Consider the following 13,317-nt stretch of genomic DNA (forward strand, 5'->3'; position numbering starts at 1 on the left):
CTTCCGATCGGGTTTCCGCCGGATGATGTTCGATCGGATCGACGAAAATCATCCGGCGCGTTTAACGCGGCCGCGCGCTTTGACGCTCTCAATAGCGCGGCGCAGCTGGGACTACCGTCGAATGTAGCGAGGCTTGCCTTGAAGTCTACCGCTTCAAGGCTAACATGTTGCGCATGCACACCGATATCGTCGACCTCCGCGAATTCTACCACTCCGAACTGGGCCGCATGGCGGAACAGTCCGTGACCATGGCGCTGTCGTCCGTCTGGGCGCGGCTGCCGGAGGAGCGGCTCGTCGGCCTCGGCTATGCCGTGCCTTATCTCGAGCGCTTCCGGAAGGACACGGAGCGTACCTTCGCCTTCATGCCGGCGGGGCAGGGCGCGGTGAACTGGCCGGTTGCCGAGCTGTCTTCGACGGCGCTGGTGTTCGACGAGGAGCTGCCGCTGCCCGATTCGTCGATTGACCGGGTGCTGATGGTGCATTCGCTGGAATTTGCCGAAAGCCCGCGCGAGACGATGAAGGAGATCTGGCGGGTGTTGGCGCCGGGTGGGCGGCTCGTCATCGTCGTGCCCAACCGTCGCGGCGTCTGGGCGCGCATGGAGCATACGCCCTTCGGCTCCGGCCGGCCCTATTCGCGCAGCCAGCTGACGGCGCTCCTGCGTGAGACGAACTTTACGCCCGGCGCCTCGGCGGAGGCGCTGTTCTTCCCGCCATCGAAGCTGAAGATGATCCTGCGCTTGCGCCGCGGCTTCGAGCGGCTCGGTCGGTCGCTGTGGCCTGTCTTCTCAGGGGTGATCGTGGTCGAGGCACAGAAACGGCTCTATCAGGGCCTGCCGGTCGCTGCGCGCGCATCACGCCGCGTGTTCGTGCCGGTGCTGGCCCCGCAGGGTATCCCAAGCACCCGGGACCGGCCTCGCGCTCAGTCGTGATCGCTGCCCTCACAGGGCCTGCCGACCCTCGACAAATCCCGATTGCGCCGGTATTGGCTTGGCCTTCTTTCCTGCCTTGAAAGCTGACCCCATGAGCCTTGCCTCCAAGAGCCCGCAGCCGCGCCCCGGCATTCTGGATATTGCCGCCTATGTGCCCGGCAAGGAGCATGCCCCCGGTGTCGCCAAGGTTCACAAGCTCTCCTCCAACGAGACGCCGCTCGGCGCGAGCCCGAGCGCGATCGAAGCCTTCCAGGCGGCCGCCTTCAATCTGGAGCGCTACCCCGACGGTCAGGCGCGGGCGCTGCGCGAGGCGATCGGCGCCGTGCATGGGCTCAATCCGGCAAACATCCTGTGCGGCAACGGTTCCGACGAATTGCTCGGCCTGCTCTGCCACACATACCTTGCGCCCGGCGACGAGGGCGTTATCACCGAGCACGGGTTCCTGGTCTACAAGATCCAGATCACCGCCGCCGGCGGCATACCCGTTACGGTCAAGGAACGGAATGCGACGGTCGACGTCGACGCGATCCTCGCTGCCGTGACCGAGCGCACGAAGATGGTCTTCCTCGCCAATCCCGCGAACCCGACCGGCACCTATATCCCGGTCGACGAAGTCCGCCGCCTGCATGCGGGCCTGCCCGAGGGCGTGCTTCTGGTGCTCGATGCTGCCTATGCCGAATATGTTCGCCGTAACGATTATGCGGCCGGGCTCGAACTGGTGTCGGCCAACCGCAACGTCGTCATGACCCGCACTTTCTCCAAGATTTACGGGCTTGCCGGCCTGCGCATCGGCTGGATGTACGCGCCTCCCGAAGTGATCGACGCGGTCGACCGGGTGCGCGGGCCGTTCAACCTCAGTGCGGTATCGATCGCAGCCGGTGCCGCTGCCGTGCGCGATCAGGCCTTCGTCGCTAAAGCCGTGGACCATAACCTGACCTGGCTGGAGCACGTCAGCCGCGCGCTGGAGGCGCTCGGCCTCACGCTAACGCCATCGGTGACCAATTTCGTGCTCATCCACTTCCCGGACGAGGACGGCAAGCGCGCGATCGACGCGGACACGTTCCTCACCGCTCGCGGCTACATCCTGCGCGCGGTTGCAGCCTACGGCTTTCCCAATGCCTTGCGCATGACCATCGGCTCGCAGGAGGCCAATGAGGGCGTGATCGCGGCACTGACAGATTTCATGGGACGGAAATGATGACACAGCAGTTTGAAACGATCGCGCTTATCGGCATCGGCCTCATCGGCTCATCGATTGCCCGGGAAATCCGCGAGAAGCAGCTCGCCGGGACCCTGGTGATTTCCACCCGCAGCGAGGCGACGCTTGCGCGGGCCGAAGAGCTTGGGCTTGGCGACCGCTATACGCTGTCGGCTGCCGACGCGGTGCGCGGTGCCGATCTCGTCATCGTCTCGGTGCCGGTCGGCGCGTCGGGTGCAGTCGCTCAAGAAATCGCCGCCCACCTGAAGCCGGGCGCGATCGTCACCGATGTCGGATCGACCAAGGGTTCGGTCATCGCCCAGATGGCGCCGCATCTGCCCGACACGGTCCATTTCGTGCCGGGCCATCCGATTGCCGGCACCGAGCATTCCGGTCCGGACGCGGGCTTCGTCGGCCTCTTCCGCGGCCGCTGGTGCATCCTGACGCCGCCCGCCGGCCAGGACGAGGAAGCGATCGCCCGGCTGCGGCGGTTCTGGGAAACGCTCGGCTCGATGGTCGAGGAAATGGATGCCGAGCATCACGACAAGGTCTTAGCGATCGTCTCGCACCTGCCGCACATCATCGCCTACAACATCGTCGGCACGGCGGACGATCTGGAAGCGGTGACCGAATCCGAAGTCATCAAGTATTCCGCGTCCGGTTTCCGTGACTTCACCCGTCTTGCCGCATCCGACCCGACCATGTGGCGCGACGTCTGCCTGCACAACAAGGATGCGATCCTGGAAATGCTGTCGCGGTTTTCCGAGGACCTCGCCTATCTGCAGCGGGCGATCCGCTGGGGCGACGGCGACAAGCTGTTCGATCTCTTCACCCGCACCCGCGCGATCCGCCGCTCGATCATTCAGGCCGGCCAGGATACGGCCATGCCCGACTTCGGCCGCCACGCGATGGACCAGAAATAGTCATTGCGCCACAAGAAAGCCCGGGTGGTGGACTTGATCCAAGACCCGGGCTTTTTCTATTCTTGCTCTTCCTGTCAATGCCGCAGGAGGCGCCGCTCTTGATCAGAGCGTCGGCAGCACGCCGATCGGGATGAAGGCAAGGAAGGCGGTGCCGTCGCGCACGTTGAGCTTCACCGTCGCCTCGTTCTTGCCGTTGGCAAGGGCCTTCAGCATGTTGGCGGTGTTGTTGACGAGATTCGCGTCGTCAGGGATGAGCGTGACGAGGTTCTGCCGCCAGGCATCGATGTTGCTCATCGTCAGCGAAAGTTCACCGGAGATCAGCCCCTGGTCGTTGACCGAGAAAGGACCTGACAGCTTGGCGTTCATGCCGGAGCCGAGGTCGAGTGTCATCTGGCGCAGTTCCCCCTTGCTGCCGCGCAGCATGGCCGGCGTCGGGATGCCCGAGCCCATCCAGCTTGCCTTGTCGACGAATGTGAGGTCGGCGGCGATGTTGGCGGGCGGCGCGAAGCTCGCGCCGTTTTCCGGGCGGAGATCGAGCTTGTCGACGCTCAAGGCTGCGTCGAGGTCGTTGCCGTTGCGGCGCAAATGCACTTCGCCGTGGCTTGCGCCGAAACCGAAGCTGTCGCCGCTCACGGGAAGGCGCACGGTGCCGGTCAGGTTGTCATAGGTAAGCGAGCTGCGGTCGAGCCCAGAGAGCGTCGCGCGGACGCTGGCATGCAGCAGCGTCCAGTCAGCCGACACTTTGAGGTCGGGCGCCACGCGCAGTTCCGCCGGGCCGTCGAGCTCGATGATCGCATGGCCGGGCTGGTAGACCTGGGCTGCCGTGCGAAGCGCCCCGAAGGAGGCGGAGGCGCCGCGGCGAGTGTCGTCGAGATTGACCTTGTCGCAGAAGAGGCCGATGCGGAAGGGGAAGCCGCGCACATCCATGTTGATGCATTCGCCGCCAAGCCCGTTTGCCCGGCCGTCTGCCAGGTGTGCCGTCAGGCGCTTTTCGACCTGGTCGGCCACGACGAACCAGCCGGCCGAGTAGGCGGCACAGACGATTACGATGCCGGCGATCAGCCAGCGGAACTTGCGGGCGACCGGCGAGGGATTGGCGACTGCGGTTGCGGTCATGATAGCGCGTACTCCACAAAACTTGAGACCGCGGCCGCCTTTCGGGTGGCGCCGCCGATCCTGCTTATTATCTTTCATTCTATGCACGGGGACGACTTGTCTCTTCCGTGCCGGGATGCTGTGCCGTAGAAAAACCGACATGGCTGGCCACCGATGAGCCGACGATTCGGCGACGAGCAGACAGCGCGGATTGAATGACAGTGGATATGGACGAATTTTGGGTCTTTGGCTACGGGTCGCTGATGTGGAACCCGGGCTTCCGGTTCGAGGAAAGATCGACGGCGCGGGCGTTCGGCTATCGCCGGGCGTTGTGCGTGCGATCGTGGGTCCACCGCGGCACGCAGCAGCGGCCAGGACTGGTGCTCGGGCTCGACTATGGCGGCTCCTGCATCGGCACGGCCTTTCGTGTCGATGGCAGCGACAAGACCGCGGTCGTCGACTATTTGCGCGAGCGCGAGCTGGTCACCCATGTCTACAAGGAAAAGACGATGCCGGTGCAGCTTGCCGACGGGCGGCGCGTGCCGGCGCTGACCTACGTGATCGATCGCGCCCATGTGCAATATGCCGGCGCGCTCAGCGCCCCGGAAGCGGCGGCGATCGTCGCCGTCTCGTCGGGAAAGTCAGGCCCGAACAGCGAATATGTGTTCAACACGCTTGCCCACCTGAAAGAGATGGGCATTCGCGATCATTGGCTCGAAGAAGTCGTGGCGACGCTGAACGCGAAGTCGCCGGCTGCAGCGCAGCCGCAGCCGATCTAGCTGCGGCCCATCGCCTTCAACTCGGCGAGGCGCTGCTTTGCCGTCGGCGGCAGCGGCAGATGCGGGTTGTCCCTGACGGTCTCGAGCAGAAGCTCGTCGCTTGCCGTCTCGGTCACCTCGATCAGCCGGGCGAGGAATTCGTCCGGATCGAGGCCGGCCTCGATCGGCGGCAGCACGCGCACCTTGAAATGACCGGGGAAGCGCAGGAACTTGCGGCGCGGCCAGAACAGGCCGGGATGCATGGCGACCGGCACGACAGGCACATTCAGGTCGCGATAGAGCCGGGCGATGCCATACTTGTAGTGCGGCGGCGCGCCGGGCGGACGGCGGGTGCCCTCGGGATAGATGATCAGCTCGCGGCCGGAGGCCATTTCCTGCTTGGCACGATCCATGACCTCGGTCATGGCGCGGCCACGGGCAGCCCGGTTCACCGGCACCATGCGCTGCTTGCGGATGTACCAGCCAAAGAGCGGGATCCAGGTCAGCTCGCGCTTGAGAATGAAGAAGGGGTCGTTCAGCCAGGGCAGGAGCGCGTAGACGTCCCAGAACGACTGGTGCTTGGGCGCAAAGATGTAGCCGCTCTTCGGAATATTCTCCAAACCCTCGATCTCGAAGGTCGTGCCCACCATCTTTTCGAACAGCCAGTGATTGCTGCGCGCCCAGTTCTTCGGAACGAACCAGGCCGTCTTTCGCGACACCAGAAAATAGGCCGGCGTAAAGACGATCATCTGCAGGATCAGATTGACGTAAAAGACCAGATTGAAAAGGACCGAACGCAGGACGATCATCAGCAGGCTCTCGAGAGGCGAGTTCAGTTATATCCGGCCCGTGGACCGGTGGATCGCTGCGTACACGAATAAACGCCGCAGGAAAACCGCTCGTTCTCACTTTGCTGATGGAAGCGTGCCGACGTCTATTCTTCGGCCGGTGTCGCCCGCGAGGGAACGGTGCGCAAACCGCTCGCCGGCCGGGCGCCGGCGATGTCGCGCACGGAGGCGACGGTATATTTGCCGAATTCCAGCAGGATCGATTTCAGCACCATCGGATTGCGCAGCCAGTTCGTCGTCTTGAGATCGGAATTGACGACGGGATAGGCGATGAATTCGGTCTCCGGCCGGGCGCGGCGCAGCTCCAGCAGGCTACGCGGCATATGGTAATTGTTGGTCACGACAAGCACGCGCTTGTAGCCGCGGTCGCTGATCCACTGGCTGGCCTCGGTGGCGTTGCCGATCGTGTCGATTGCCTCGTGACCGATGTCGACGCAGCATTTGAAGAGATCGGCCGAGCTTTGGGTGTTGCGCCGGATCTGGCTGCCTGTCGTTGCCGGGTGCACGCCCGAAATCAGCAGCCTTTTGCCGGCCCCGGACTTCAGCAGATCGACCGCCTGGTCTATGCGCTGGAAGCCGCCGGTCAGGACGACGATCGCCTCTGCCTTCGGGTTGTCGGGTGGCTGCAGCGAGGCGACGGTGTCGGCGAAATTGAGGAAGGCCGCGACGACGATCGCAAACGGCACAAGCAGAACGAAGAACGTCCGGCGGAGAATTTTGCGCAAAGGACCACGGCGTCGGCGTTCCTGCTCGGCCCCGCCTTGCCATTTACCTCCTCCGGCCATCCCGCTCCCGCGAAGTCCTTGCGCCATCATGATTCTCTTCAGATAGCGCCAGATTGCGGCAAGTCATGGATCGAATAAAGGCGAAACATCGGGGCGTCAGCTTTGGTAGGTATCCGTGCGTCCGGGGTCGGAGCGGATCAGGTCGATCTCATAGATCGTGCGGGTTACCGTGAGCCGCGCCGTCAGCGTCGTCAACACCGCAATCACGATCATGATGGCAAGAATGCCGAGATACCCACCGTAACCGATGGTGAACGTGCCGAAGAGGGCTGTCGCCTGATCGGTTTCCGGGGTTGCGAGGGTGCGGGATTGCCAATAGCCGGCAAGCGCGAAGAACAGTGCCGCCAGCAGCCCGCCGGCACCGGCCCCCTTGAGGCTTATCCTCAGGAAATGCTTCTGGAATTCCGACGCCACAAAACCGGCCTCGGCGCCGACGAAATGCAGCACTTCGACGATATGGCGGTTTCCGGAGAGAGCCCCGCGCGTGGCGAAGATGACCGTCAGTACCATGGTCGAAAAGACAAGGACGAGCACGCCGGTGCCGATCATCGCGGTGGTGTTGGCCATCGCCACCAGCCGGTCGACCCAGGTGCGGTGATCGTCGAGAAAGGCCTGGGGGATGATCTCGGTCAGCGCCTTGCGCATGGCGGCGAAATCGGGAGGGTTGTTTTCATCGATGGTAATGATGACAAGGCGCGGAACCGGCAATTCGTCGAGGTCGAGGCCCTCGCCAAGCCAGGGTTCGAGCAGGCGTGCGGTGGCTGCCCGGTCGACGATGTTGCCACCGGTCGCGCCACTGAAGGTCAGGGCCAGGTCGCGCGCGTCGGCCAGCGCCTTTTCCATGTCGAGATTGTCATCCGGCTTGATCTGGATGGTGATCTCGCGGGAAATCTGGCTCTGCCAGCTTTGTGCCGTGGCCCGCACCATGCTGACGCCGCCGAGCGTCAGGCAGGCGAGGAACGACATGATGGCGATGACGCACATCAGCGCGTGGCCGGAGACGTTCGTCGAGGGAACAATGGGCCCCATCGGGCGCACGCGCATCTCGGTACGGCGTGGCTGCTGCTGCGGTTCCGGTTGTTGCTCCGGCACCTCGTGGGTGCGTTTGGTGCGGCTCTCACTCATAGATATCGAGCCGCCCTTGCGAAAGGATCATGCGCCGCGCCTCGACCTGATCCATCAGCGACAGATCGTGTGTGGCGATGACGACGGCTGTGCCGAGCCGGTTGAGCTCGAGGAAGAGGTTGAGGAGACGGCGGGCCATCGGCGGATCGACGTTGCCGGTCGGCTCATCCGCGAGCAGGATTTCGGGGCGGTCGATCAGCGCCCGGGCGATGGCGGCGCGCTGCTTCTCACCGCCCGACAGCACCGGCGGCAACACATTGATACGTTCGCCAAGACCGACCCATTTCAGCAGTTCCAGCACGTCGGCGCGGTAGCTCGATTCGTCCTTGCCGCGCACGCGCAAGGGGAGGGCGACGTTTTCGTAGGTGGTGAGGTGGTCGAGCAGGCGGAAATCCTGGAAGACGATACCGACGCGGCGGCGCAGCATCGGGAATTCTTCGCGCGGGATCGTCGAAATGTTGCGGTCGAACATGCGGATCAGGCCGCGCGTCGGCTGCAACGAGAGGAAGAGCAGGCGCAGAAGCGTCGTCTTGCCGGCGCCGGATGGGCCGGTCAGGAACTGGAACGACCGACGCGGAATATCGAAGGTCAGGTCCCGAAGAATTTCCGGCCCCATACCATAACGCAATCCGACGTTCTCAAAATGAATCAAAGGGTAGCCCAGTCTCTCTCACGACCCATGCAGTTTTGCTGAAGGCCGGTCATCTGCGCATAGGACGACAAGCAACGAAAGGCAAAACCGCCAGCGGAACCATGGTTAAGCAGCGGTTAATTTTTCATGAAAAGACGCCGGTTTCGCGACCTCTTTCCGAAGCATTAACCATTTTGGTTTACGTGTCGGAAAGATTTGATGCAATGCCCAGATTCTTGCACCGCACGGGATCGGCGCATTGCCCGATGGTTTCGCACTGATGGTACGTCCGTCGGCGATCCGGGAGGAAAAGCGATGCAGGCATTCCGCACGAAAACGGCTGGCGCCACGGCCTATGCCGATCTGCTTCCGCCGGACCGCGCCCGGCGAAAGCCTGCAACCGCCGCGCGCCGCGTCGACTACATCGAGGCAGAGTTCGAGACGGTTTCAACGACGGCCCGTCGCAATCCCTATCCGGTTTTCAACGACAGCAAGCAGACCCGACGCGATGCCCCGATCCTGACGGTCGTTCGCGACGAGCAGACCGCGGCAAGGCGTCTGCTGTCCTTCGCCGAGGCGCGGCTGCGCGCCATGCCGGCCCGCCAGTTTGCAGGGCTTGTCGCCGGTTTCGCGCTTGCGGTCTTTGCGGGCATTATCGCGCTTTCGACCGGTGGCGGGGTTGCGCGCGATCCGTTGGCCATCTCCGACATCACCACCTCGCTCGATTATTCCGGCGGCATGCGGGTACTTTCCGTCTACGGCTCCATCGACAATTCCTCCTCCGACCTGCAGCGCTTGCCGTTGATCGTGGTGGATATTGTCAACAACGGCCGCAAGGTTACGGCGACGCGACTGATGCCGGAGGGCGCTGCCATTTCGCCCGGCGAGAGCCGCCGCTTCGTGACCAGGCTCCCATATGCAGGTGGAAAAATGCCGGAAGTGAAGGTTTCCTTCGCCGAAAACGGTGTCTCCGCGCGCTGATTGTGCTAAGCGGGCGCGAAAGGGAAGGCGCTGGTCTTCCGGAAGAAACGCTGGAGAAACCGCATGCCCGTCGTTCGCGGAAAGAATATCGAGCCCCTTTACACGGCAGAAACGATCGCCGCACGCAACACCGAGCTTGCCGACATGATCGTCGAAGGTCCCCACAAGGATCTGCTGGTGATCGCGGTGTTGAAGGGCTCGTTCATCTTCGCCGCAGACCTGATCCGTGCCATGCACAACACCGGGCTTGCACCTGAGGTCGAGTTCATCACGCTGTCGAGCTACGGGCTTGGCACGGTCTCCCAGGGCGTGAAGATCATCAAGGACATCGACAGCGACGTGCATGGCCGCGACGTGCTTCTGATCGACGATATTCTCGAGTCCGGCCGCACCCTGCGCTTTGCCAAGGAACTGATGTTCGAGCGCGGCGCCCGCAACGTCACGATCGCGGTGCTGCTCGACAAGCGCGTGAAGCGCAAGGTCGAACTTGAGGCCGATTATGTCGGCTTCGAATGCCCTGATCACTTCGTCGTCGGTTACGGCATGGACGTCGCCTATGCGTTCCGCGAATTGCCGTTCGTGGGTGTTGTCACCGGCGACGCCGAGTAAAAGGCGAGAGTAGGCAGCGCTGCGGCATTTGCGACCGTGGCGCTGCAACGACCTCCGGGATCGCCCGGAACCGGGCCTGCCGATCCGACATTCCGAAATCCAGCCGCCCGGCGTTTACCGAACACAAAGAAAAAGCTGGTTGTTTGGGGGCGTGTCGCGCTTCGTCCCCTCAAGGGTCTTGCGCGCCGCTGCGGCCTGCCGTCACATTTCTCGTGAGCGTTGCCGTATCCATTGGAATGGGCCGGTCTCTCCGCGATAGAGCCGTGCCGTCGCAGCGAACGCGGGAGGCCATGATGGCGAAGATCCTGATTACCGAGGACGAGGATGCATTGCGCTCGTTCGTCGCGCGAGCCCTAAGGCTCGATGGGCATGAGACCGTGGAGGCTGGAGACGGCGCAGACGGACTTGCCTGCCTGCAGACCGAGAATTTCGATCTGCTTCTTTCGGACATCCGCATGCCCGTGATGGACGGTATCGAGTTGACCCACCAGGCGTCCGCCGCCTTTCCGGCGATGAAGATCCTGCTGATGACCGGCTACGCCGAGCAACGCGAACGAGCCGACGATCTCGCCGACAAGATCGTCGACGTCATCTCCAAGCCCTTTTCTCTGCCAGATATCCGCAAGGCCGTGGCACAGGCGCTGGCTGCCTGACGTCTCTGTCCCGCGACCCGAATGCGGGCAGTGCCTTGGCGGTCTGACGATCTTACAAATTGAAGACGCCCTTGGCGCGGTTCCGCGCCAAGGGCGTTGTTGTTTCCGGCTGTTTTTCTGATCGAGGGTCAGCGCATGTCGAGCAATCGCTCGAGGTATTGCCGCTCGGCTTCCGGCGACAGGGTGTTGCCGAGCCGGCGGCGGATCTCGTCGAGAATCTCGCGCGCCCGCTGGGTATCGATTTCATCCGGCACCTTGACCTGGTCGCCGAAGTCAGGGCCGGCATTCTGTTGGCGCCGGCCGAGTGGATCGCGGCCGTTCTGCCCATATTGTGGCACGCCCTGACCCGGTCCCTGTCCCTGGGCCTGCATCTGGTTCATCATGTCCTGGGCGCCTTCGCGCAACGCCTGCAGTGCGCGGCCCTGGCTGCCGACGGCCGGTTCGCCCTGGCCCTTGCCGAGAGACCCGGAGGCGCCGTCCATTTCGCGCTTGGCGTCGCCGAAACCCTTGCCCGGCTTGATGCCGAGGCTTTCCAGCCCTTTCTGCAGTTCACCGAGCTGCTTGCCCAGTGCGTCCTGCTGCTGCTTCAGCTGCTTCAGCGCTTCTTTCAGCTGCTCGGCCGTCATGTCGTCAAGCGGGTTTGGCTCGCCGTTTTCGTCACCGCGCTGGCCCGGATCCTGTGGCATGTCCTGGCCGTAGAGCTCGTTGTCTTCGCCCTGCAGCGGGTCACCGCGCTGCATGCGGTCACGCTGCGCCTGGTCGAGCTTGAACGTCTCGTCCATCAGTCGCTGCTGCTCCTGCATCAGCTGTCCGAGCTTGTCCATCTGCTGGCGCATGGCGCTGTTCTGTTCGCCCTGCTGTTGTTGGCCGCGGCCGGCCTGCAGATTGTTCATCATCCGCTGTAGTTCGGACAACATCTGGCGGGCTTGATCGCGCGCGCCAGAGCGCGCCAGGTTCTCGATCTGGTTCATCATCTTTTCCAGATCCTGCTGGCGCAGAACATTGTTTTGATCCGGATTGGCAGCCATGCGCGGGTTCTTCGCCGCCTCCTTGGCAAGCGCCTGCATGTACTCCTGCATCGCTTCGCGCAGTTCCTTCATCAGCTTGGCGATTTCCTCGTCGGGCGCGTTGCGCTCGAGCGCGTCCGAGAGCGCCTGCTGTGCATCGCGCAGGCGACGGTCGGCAAGTGACAGATCGCCGTCTTCGATGCCAAGCGCGATTTCCCAGAGATGTTTGGCCGCATCGCGCAGCATGTCGTCGTTGTGCGCCAGGGCCATGCGCGAGCGGGCCGATTTCAAAAGCAGGAAATGGGTAAGATTGGGGATCGTTTCCTCGGCGAAACTGGCGATCGCGTCATTGAGGTCGATCGCCCGCGGCAGGTCGTTGGCGTTGAGGGCGAAGACCTGGCGCTGCTCAGCGACGGAGCCTGCCAAGGGGTTGAAGAATTGCCGTGCCGGCAGGATCATGTCCTGCGGGACACTGCGACCTTCTTGTCCGGCGGCATCGCGGGCAACGAGCGTGATGCGAACGCGCTTGCCGGCGAGCGGATGTTCGCTGAGGTTGCGGCTGGTCGTGCCCTTGGCCTCGCGGGCATTGCGGCGCGGCAGATCGAGCCGGTATTCGGGAAGCGGATAGAGCGGCCGTGCGTCCTTCACAGGCTCATCCAGCGGCTTGATCTCGGCCCAGGCCTGCGCGATCCCATAGTCGTCGGATGCGAGGAACGTTATGTCGAGCGACGCGTTGGGCGTCGGCTTCGGCACGCCGTCGAAGGCGATCTGCGGCACGCTGTCAGGGGTTATCTTGAACGTCCACTTCTGACCCCCGACGGAAAGCTCACCGTCCTTGACGATCTTGTAGAGGTGATTGCGAACCGTCTTATTGTCGGGCGCCGTCTGTGCGACGGGTTCTGCAGATGCAGTCTTTTCGTCCGGTCTTTCACCGGCGGTCGGGATGACGATCGGCTCTGCCGTTCCGTTCTCGGAGTAGCGGACGGTCTCTTCCACCCCGGCTCCGGTGACGCGCACGGTCAGGTCGCTGAATTGCGGAATGGTGATTGCAGCCGTTTCGTCGGCCTGGGAAGTGACGCCCTGGCGGCCGGTGAGGAAGACGGGTGCGCGTCCGGTGTAGGCGGGCGGCGTCACCCAGGCGTCGACCCTTATGTCGGCGACTTCGCTTGCAGGCTGCGGCAGGTGGAAGGCGTCCGAGAGCAGCCCTGCCCGGTTGGAATAGGAATAGGCGAAGGCGACGCAGGCGATCAGCACCGGCAGGGCGCGCAGCGCAAAGGGGTCGTGGCGGGCAATGTCGGGACGCGGCAGCCCAGTGTCGAGTGCGCGGATCATGCCCGCCATGCGCGTCTGGTGTTCGCGCCACAGCGCCTGGCCGAAAGCGCCGCCGGTTGCCGGCATGTCGTCCTGGACGCGGATCGCCTGGTGCGGCAGGTCGTTGCGCTCCTCCAGCATGCGGTCGGCATCGACATTGCCAGGCAATCGCAACCGGGTCAGCGGGACGAGCGAAGCGACGAAGGCGACGAGAAAGCCTAGGAGCAGGCTGGCATGCAGCCAAAGCGGAGCGATGCGGAAGAGGCCGAGCCAGGCAGCCGACAGAAACAAAAGGACGATCGAAGCGGGAACGAGGGCGCGCGGCAAAACCTGCTCGGCGATCAGTACCGCCCGCGCGACAAATCTCTTCAGTGCCAGCGTCCTGGCAAACGACTTCGGTTGTGGCGTTTCATCCTGCCGGAATTGCGTCATCCGCCCAAGTTCCCTTTCGGCCGTTCATGACC

Annotated in this window: 13 protein-coding genes; 7 read left to right on the plus strand and 6 right to left on the minus strand. The window is 63.6% G+C overall.

Annotated features, from left to right (window positions below; translation table 11 throughout):
- The first annotated feature begins 164 nt into the window (after positions 1-164).
- The 3 genes from AC07UR_RS32720 (at position 165) to AC07UR_RS32730 (ending at position 3,050) form a co-directional block, all read left to right on the plus strand.
- Positions 165-929, plus strand: a complete 765-nt coding sequence (locus tag AC07UR_RS32720) for a class I SAM-dependent methyltransferase (protein ID WP_139353875.1) — start codon at positions 165-167, stop codon at positions 927-929.
- A gap of 91 nt (positions 930-1,020) precedes the next feature.
- Positions 1,021-2,127: a histidinol-phosphate transaminase gene (hisC, locus tag AC07UR_RS32725; RefSeq protein WP_209793173.1), complete on the plus strand. Its 1,107-nt coding sequence runs from the start codon at positions 1,021-1,023 to the stop codon at positions 2,125-2,127.
- Complete coding sequence (locus AC07UR_RS32730; RefSeq protein WP_173423519.1) at positions 2,124-3,050, plus strand: prephenate/arogenate dehydrogenase family protein; 927 nt, start codon at positions 2,124-2,126, stop codon at positions 3,048-3,050. The genes hisC and AC07UR_RS32730 overlap by 4 nt, the downstream gene beginning before the upstream one ends.
- Positions 3,051-3,152: 102 nt before the next feature.
- On the opposite strand, the gene AC07UR_RS32735 is transcribed toward AC07UR_RS32730, so the two are convergent.
- Entirely contained in the window at positions 3,153-4,166 is a 1,014-nt protein-coding gene (locus AC07UR_RS32735) for a DUF2125 domain-containing protein (RefSeq protein ID WP_209793172.1), read from the minus strand.
- Positions 4,167-4,360: 194 nt separating this feature from the next.
- Here AC07UR_RS32735 and AC07UR_RS32740 point away from each other — a divergent pair, with 194 nt between their 5' ends.
- A complete protein-coding gene (locus AC07UR_RS32740; RefSeq protein WP_209793169.1) occupies positions 4,361-4,924 on the plus strand; it encodes a gamma-glutamylcyclotransferase in 564 nt (187 codons plus the stop codon).
- On the opposite strand, the gene AC07UR_RS32745 is transcribed toward AC07UR_RS32740, so the two are convergent.
- The 4 genes from AC07UR_RS32745 to ftsE all read right to left on the minus strand — a co-directional run bounded on the left by AC07UR_RS32745 (position 4,921) and on the right by ftsE (position 8,313).
- Positions 4,921-5,712, minus strand: coding sequence for a lysophospholipid acyltransferase family protein (locus AC07UR_RS32745; RefSeq protein WP_209793167.1), 792 nt, complete (start codon positions 5,710-5,712; stop codon positions 4,921-4,923). The two genes, AC07UR_RS32740 and AC07UR_RS32745, sit on opposite strands and share 4 nt — an antisense overlap.
- 125 nt (positions 5,713-5,837) lie before the next feature.
- Positions 5,838-6,536: a YdcF family protein gene (locus AC07UR_RS32750; protein ID WP_173423797.1), complete on the minus strand. Its 699-nt coding sequence runs from the start codon at positions 6,534-6,536 to the stop codon at positions 5,838-5,840.
- 96 nt (positions 6,537-6,632) lie between these two features.
- Positions 6,633-7,580 (minus strand): cell division protein FtsX, encoded by a 948-nt coding sequence (locus AC07UR_RS32755; RefSeq protein ID WP_412728434.1) that lies wholly within the window; start codon positions 7,578-7,580, stop codon positions 6,633-6,635.
- Between the two features lie 73 nt (positions 7,581-7,653).
- Positions 7,654-8,313 (minus strand): cell division ATP-binding protein FtsE, encoded by a 660-nt coding sequence (gene ftsE, locus AC07UR_RS32760; protein ID WP_173423514.1) that lies wholly within the window; start codon positions 8,311-8,313, stop codon positions 7,654-7,656.
- A 294-nt stretch (positions 8,314-8,607) separates the two neighbouring features.
- On the opposite strand from ftsE, the gene AC07UR_RS32765 reads away from it, so the two are divergent.
- From AC07UR_RS32765 to AC07UR_RS32775, 3 genes are all read left to right on the plus strand, one after another.
- Complete coding sequence (locus AC07UR_RS32765; protein ID WP_209793163.1) at positions 8,608-9,273, plus strand: hypothetical protein; 666 nt, start codon at positions 8,608-8,610, stop codon at positions 9,271-9,273.
- Positions 9,274-9,336: 63 nt separating this feature from the next.
- Positions 9,337-9,882, plus strand: coding sequence for a hypoxanthine phosphoribosyltransferase (gene hpt, locus AC07UR_RS32770; RefSeq protein ID WP_173423512.1), 546 nt, complete (start codon positions 9,337-9,339; stop codon positions 9,880-9,882).
- A gap of 293 nt (positions 9,883-10,175) precedes the next feature.
- On the plus strand, positions 10,176-10,535 hold the full coding sequence (locus AC07UR_RS32775) for a response regulator (protein WP_173423511.1): 360 nt from the start codon (positions 10,176-10,178) through the stop codon (positions 10,533-10,535).
- A 128-nt stretch (positions 10,536-10,663) separates the two neighbouring features.
- Here AC07UR_RS32775 and AC07UR_RS32780 read toward each other — a convergent pair whose 3' ends face one another.
- On the minus strand, positions 10,664-13,285 hold the full coding sequence (locus AC07UR_RS32780) for a TIGR02302 family protein (RefSeq protein WP_209793161.1): 2,622 nt from the start codon (positions 13,283-13,285) through the stop codon (positions 10,664-10,666).
- Positions 13,286-13,317: the final 32 nt, after the last annotated feature.

The organism is Ensifer sp. GW821-FHT05G01 (assembly GCF_059419585.1).

Excerpts from the sequence above, each read along its gene's own strand:
- AC07UR_RS32765 (WP_209793163.1), top strand. The coding sequence starts at position 8,608 with ATGCAGGCATTCCGCACGAAAACGGCTGGCGCCACGGCCTATGCCGAT.
- AC07UR_RS32735 (WP_209793172.1), bottom strand. The coding sequence starts at position 4,166 with ATGACCGCAACCGCAGTCGCCAATCCCTCGCCGGTCGCCCGCAAGTTC.
- AC07UR_RS32780 (WP_209793161.1), bottom strand. The coding sequence starts at position 13,285 with ATGACGCAATTCCGGCAGGATGAAACGCCACAACCGAAGTCGTTTGCC.
- hisC (WP_209793173.1), top strand. The coding sequence starts at position 1,021 with ATGAGCCTTGCCTCCAAGAGCCCGCAGCCGCGCCCCGGCATTCTGGAT.
- AC07UR_RS32755 (WP_412728434.1), bottom strand. The coding sequence starts at position 7,580 with ATGCGCGTGCGCCCGATGGGGCCCATTGTTCCCTCGACGAACGTCTCC.
- AC07UR_RS32745 (WP_209793167.1), bottom strand. The coding sequence starts at position 5,712 with ATGATCGTCCTGCGTTCGGTCCTTTTCAATCTGGTCTTTTACGTCAAT.
- AC07UR_RS32740 (WP_209793169.1), top strand. The coding sequence starts at position 4,361 with ATGACAGTGGATATGGACGAATTTTGGGTCTTTGGCTACGGGTCGCTG.
- AC07UR_RS32720 (WP_139353875.1), top strand. The coding sequence starts at position 165 with ATGTTGCGCATGCACACCGATATCGTCGACCTCCGCGAATTCTACCAC.
- AC07UR_RS32750 (WP_173423797.1), bottom strand. The coding sequence starts at position 6,536 with ATGGCCGGAGGAGGTAAATGGCAAGGCGGGGCCGAGCAGGAACGCCGA.
- AC07UR_RS32775 (WP_173423511.1), top strand. The coding sequence starts at position 10,176 with ATGGCGAAGATCCTGATTACCGAGGACGAGGATGCATTGCGCTCGTTC.
- AC07UR_RS32730 (WP_173423519.1), top strand. The coding sequence starts at position 2,124 with ATGATGACACAGCAGTTTGAAACGATCGCGCTTATCGGCATCGGCCTC.
- hpt (WP_173423512.1), top strand. The coding sequence starts at position 9,337 with ATGCCCGTCGTTCGCGGAAAGAATATCGAGCCCCTTTACACGGCAGAA.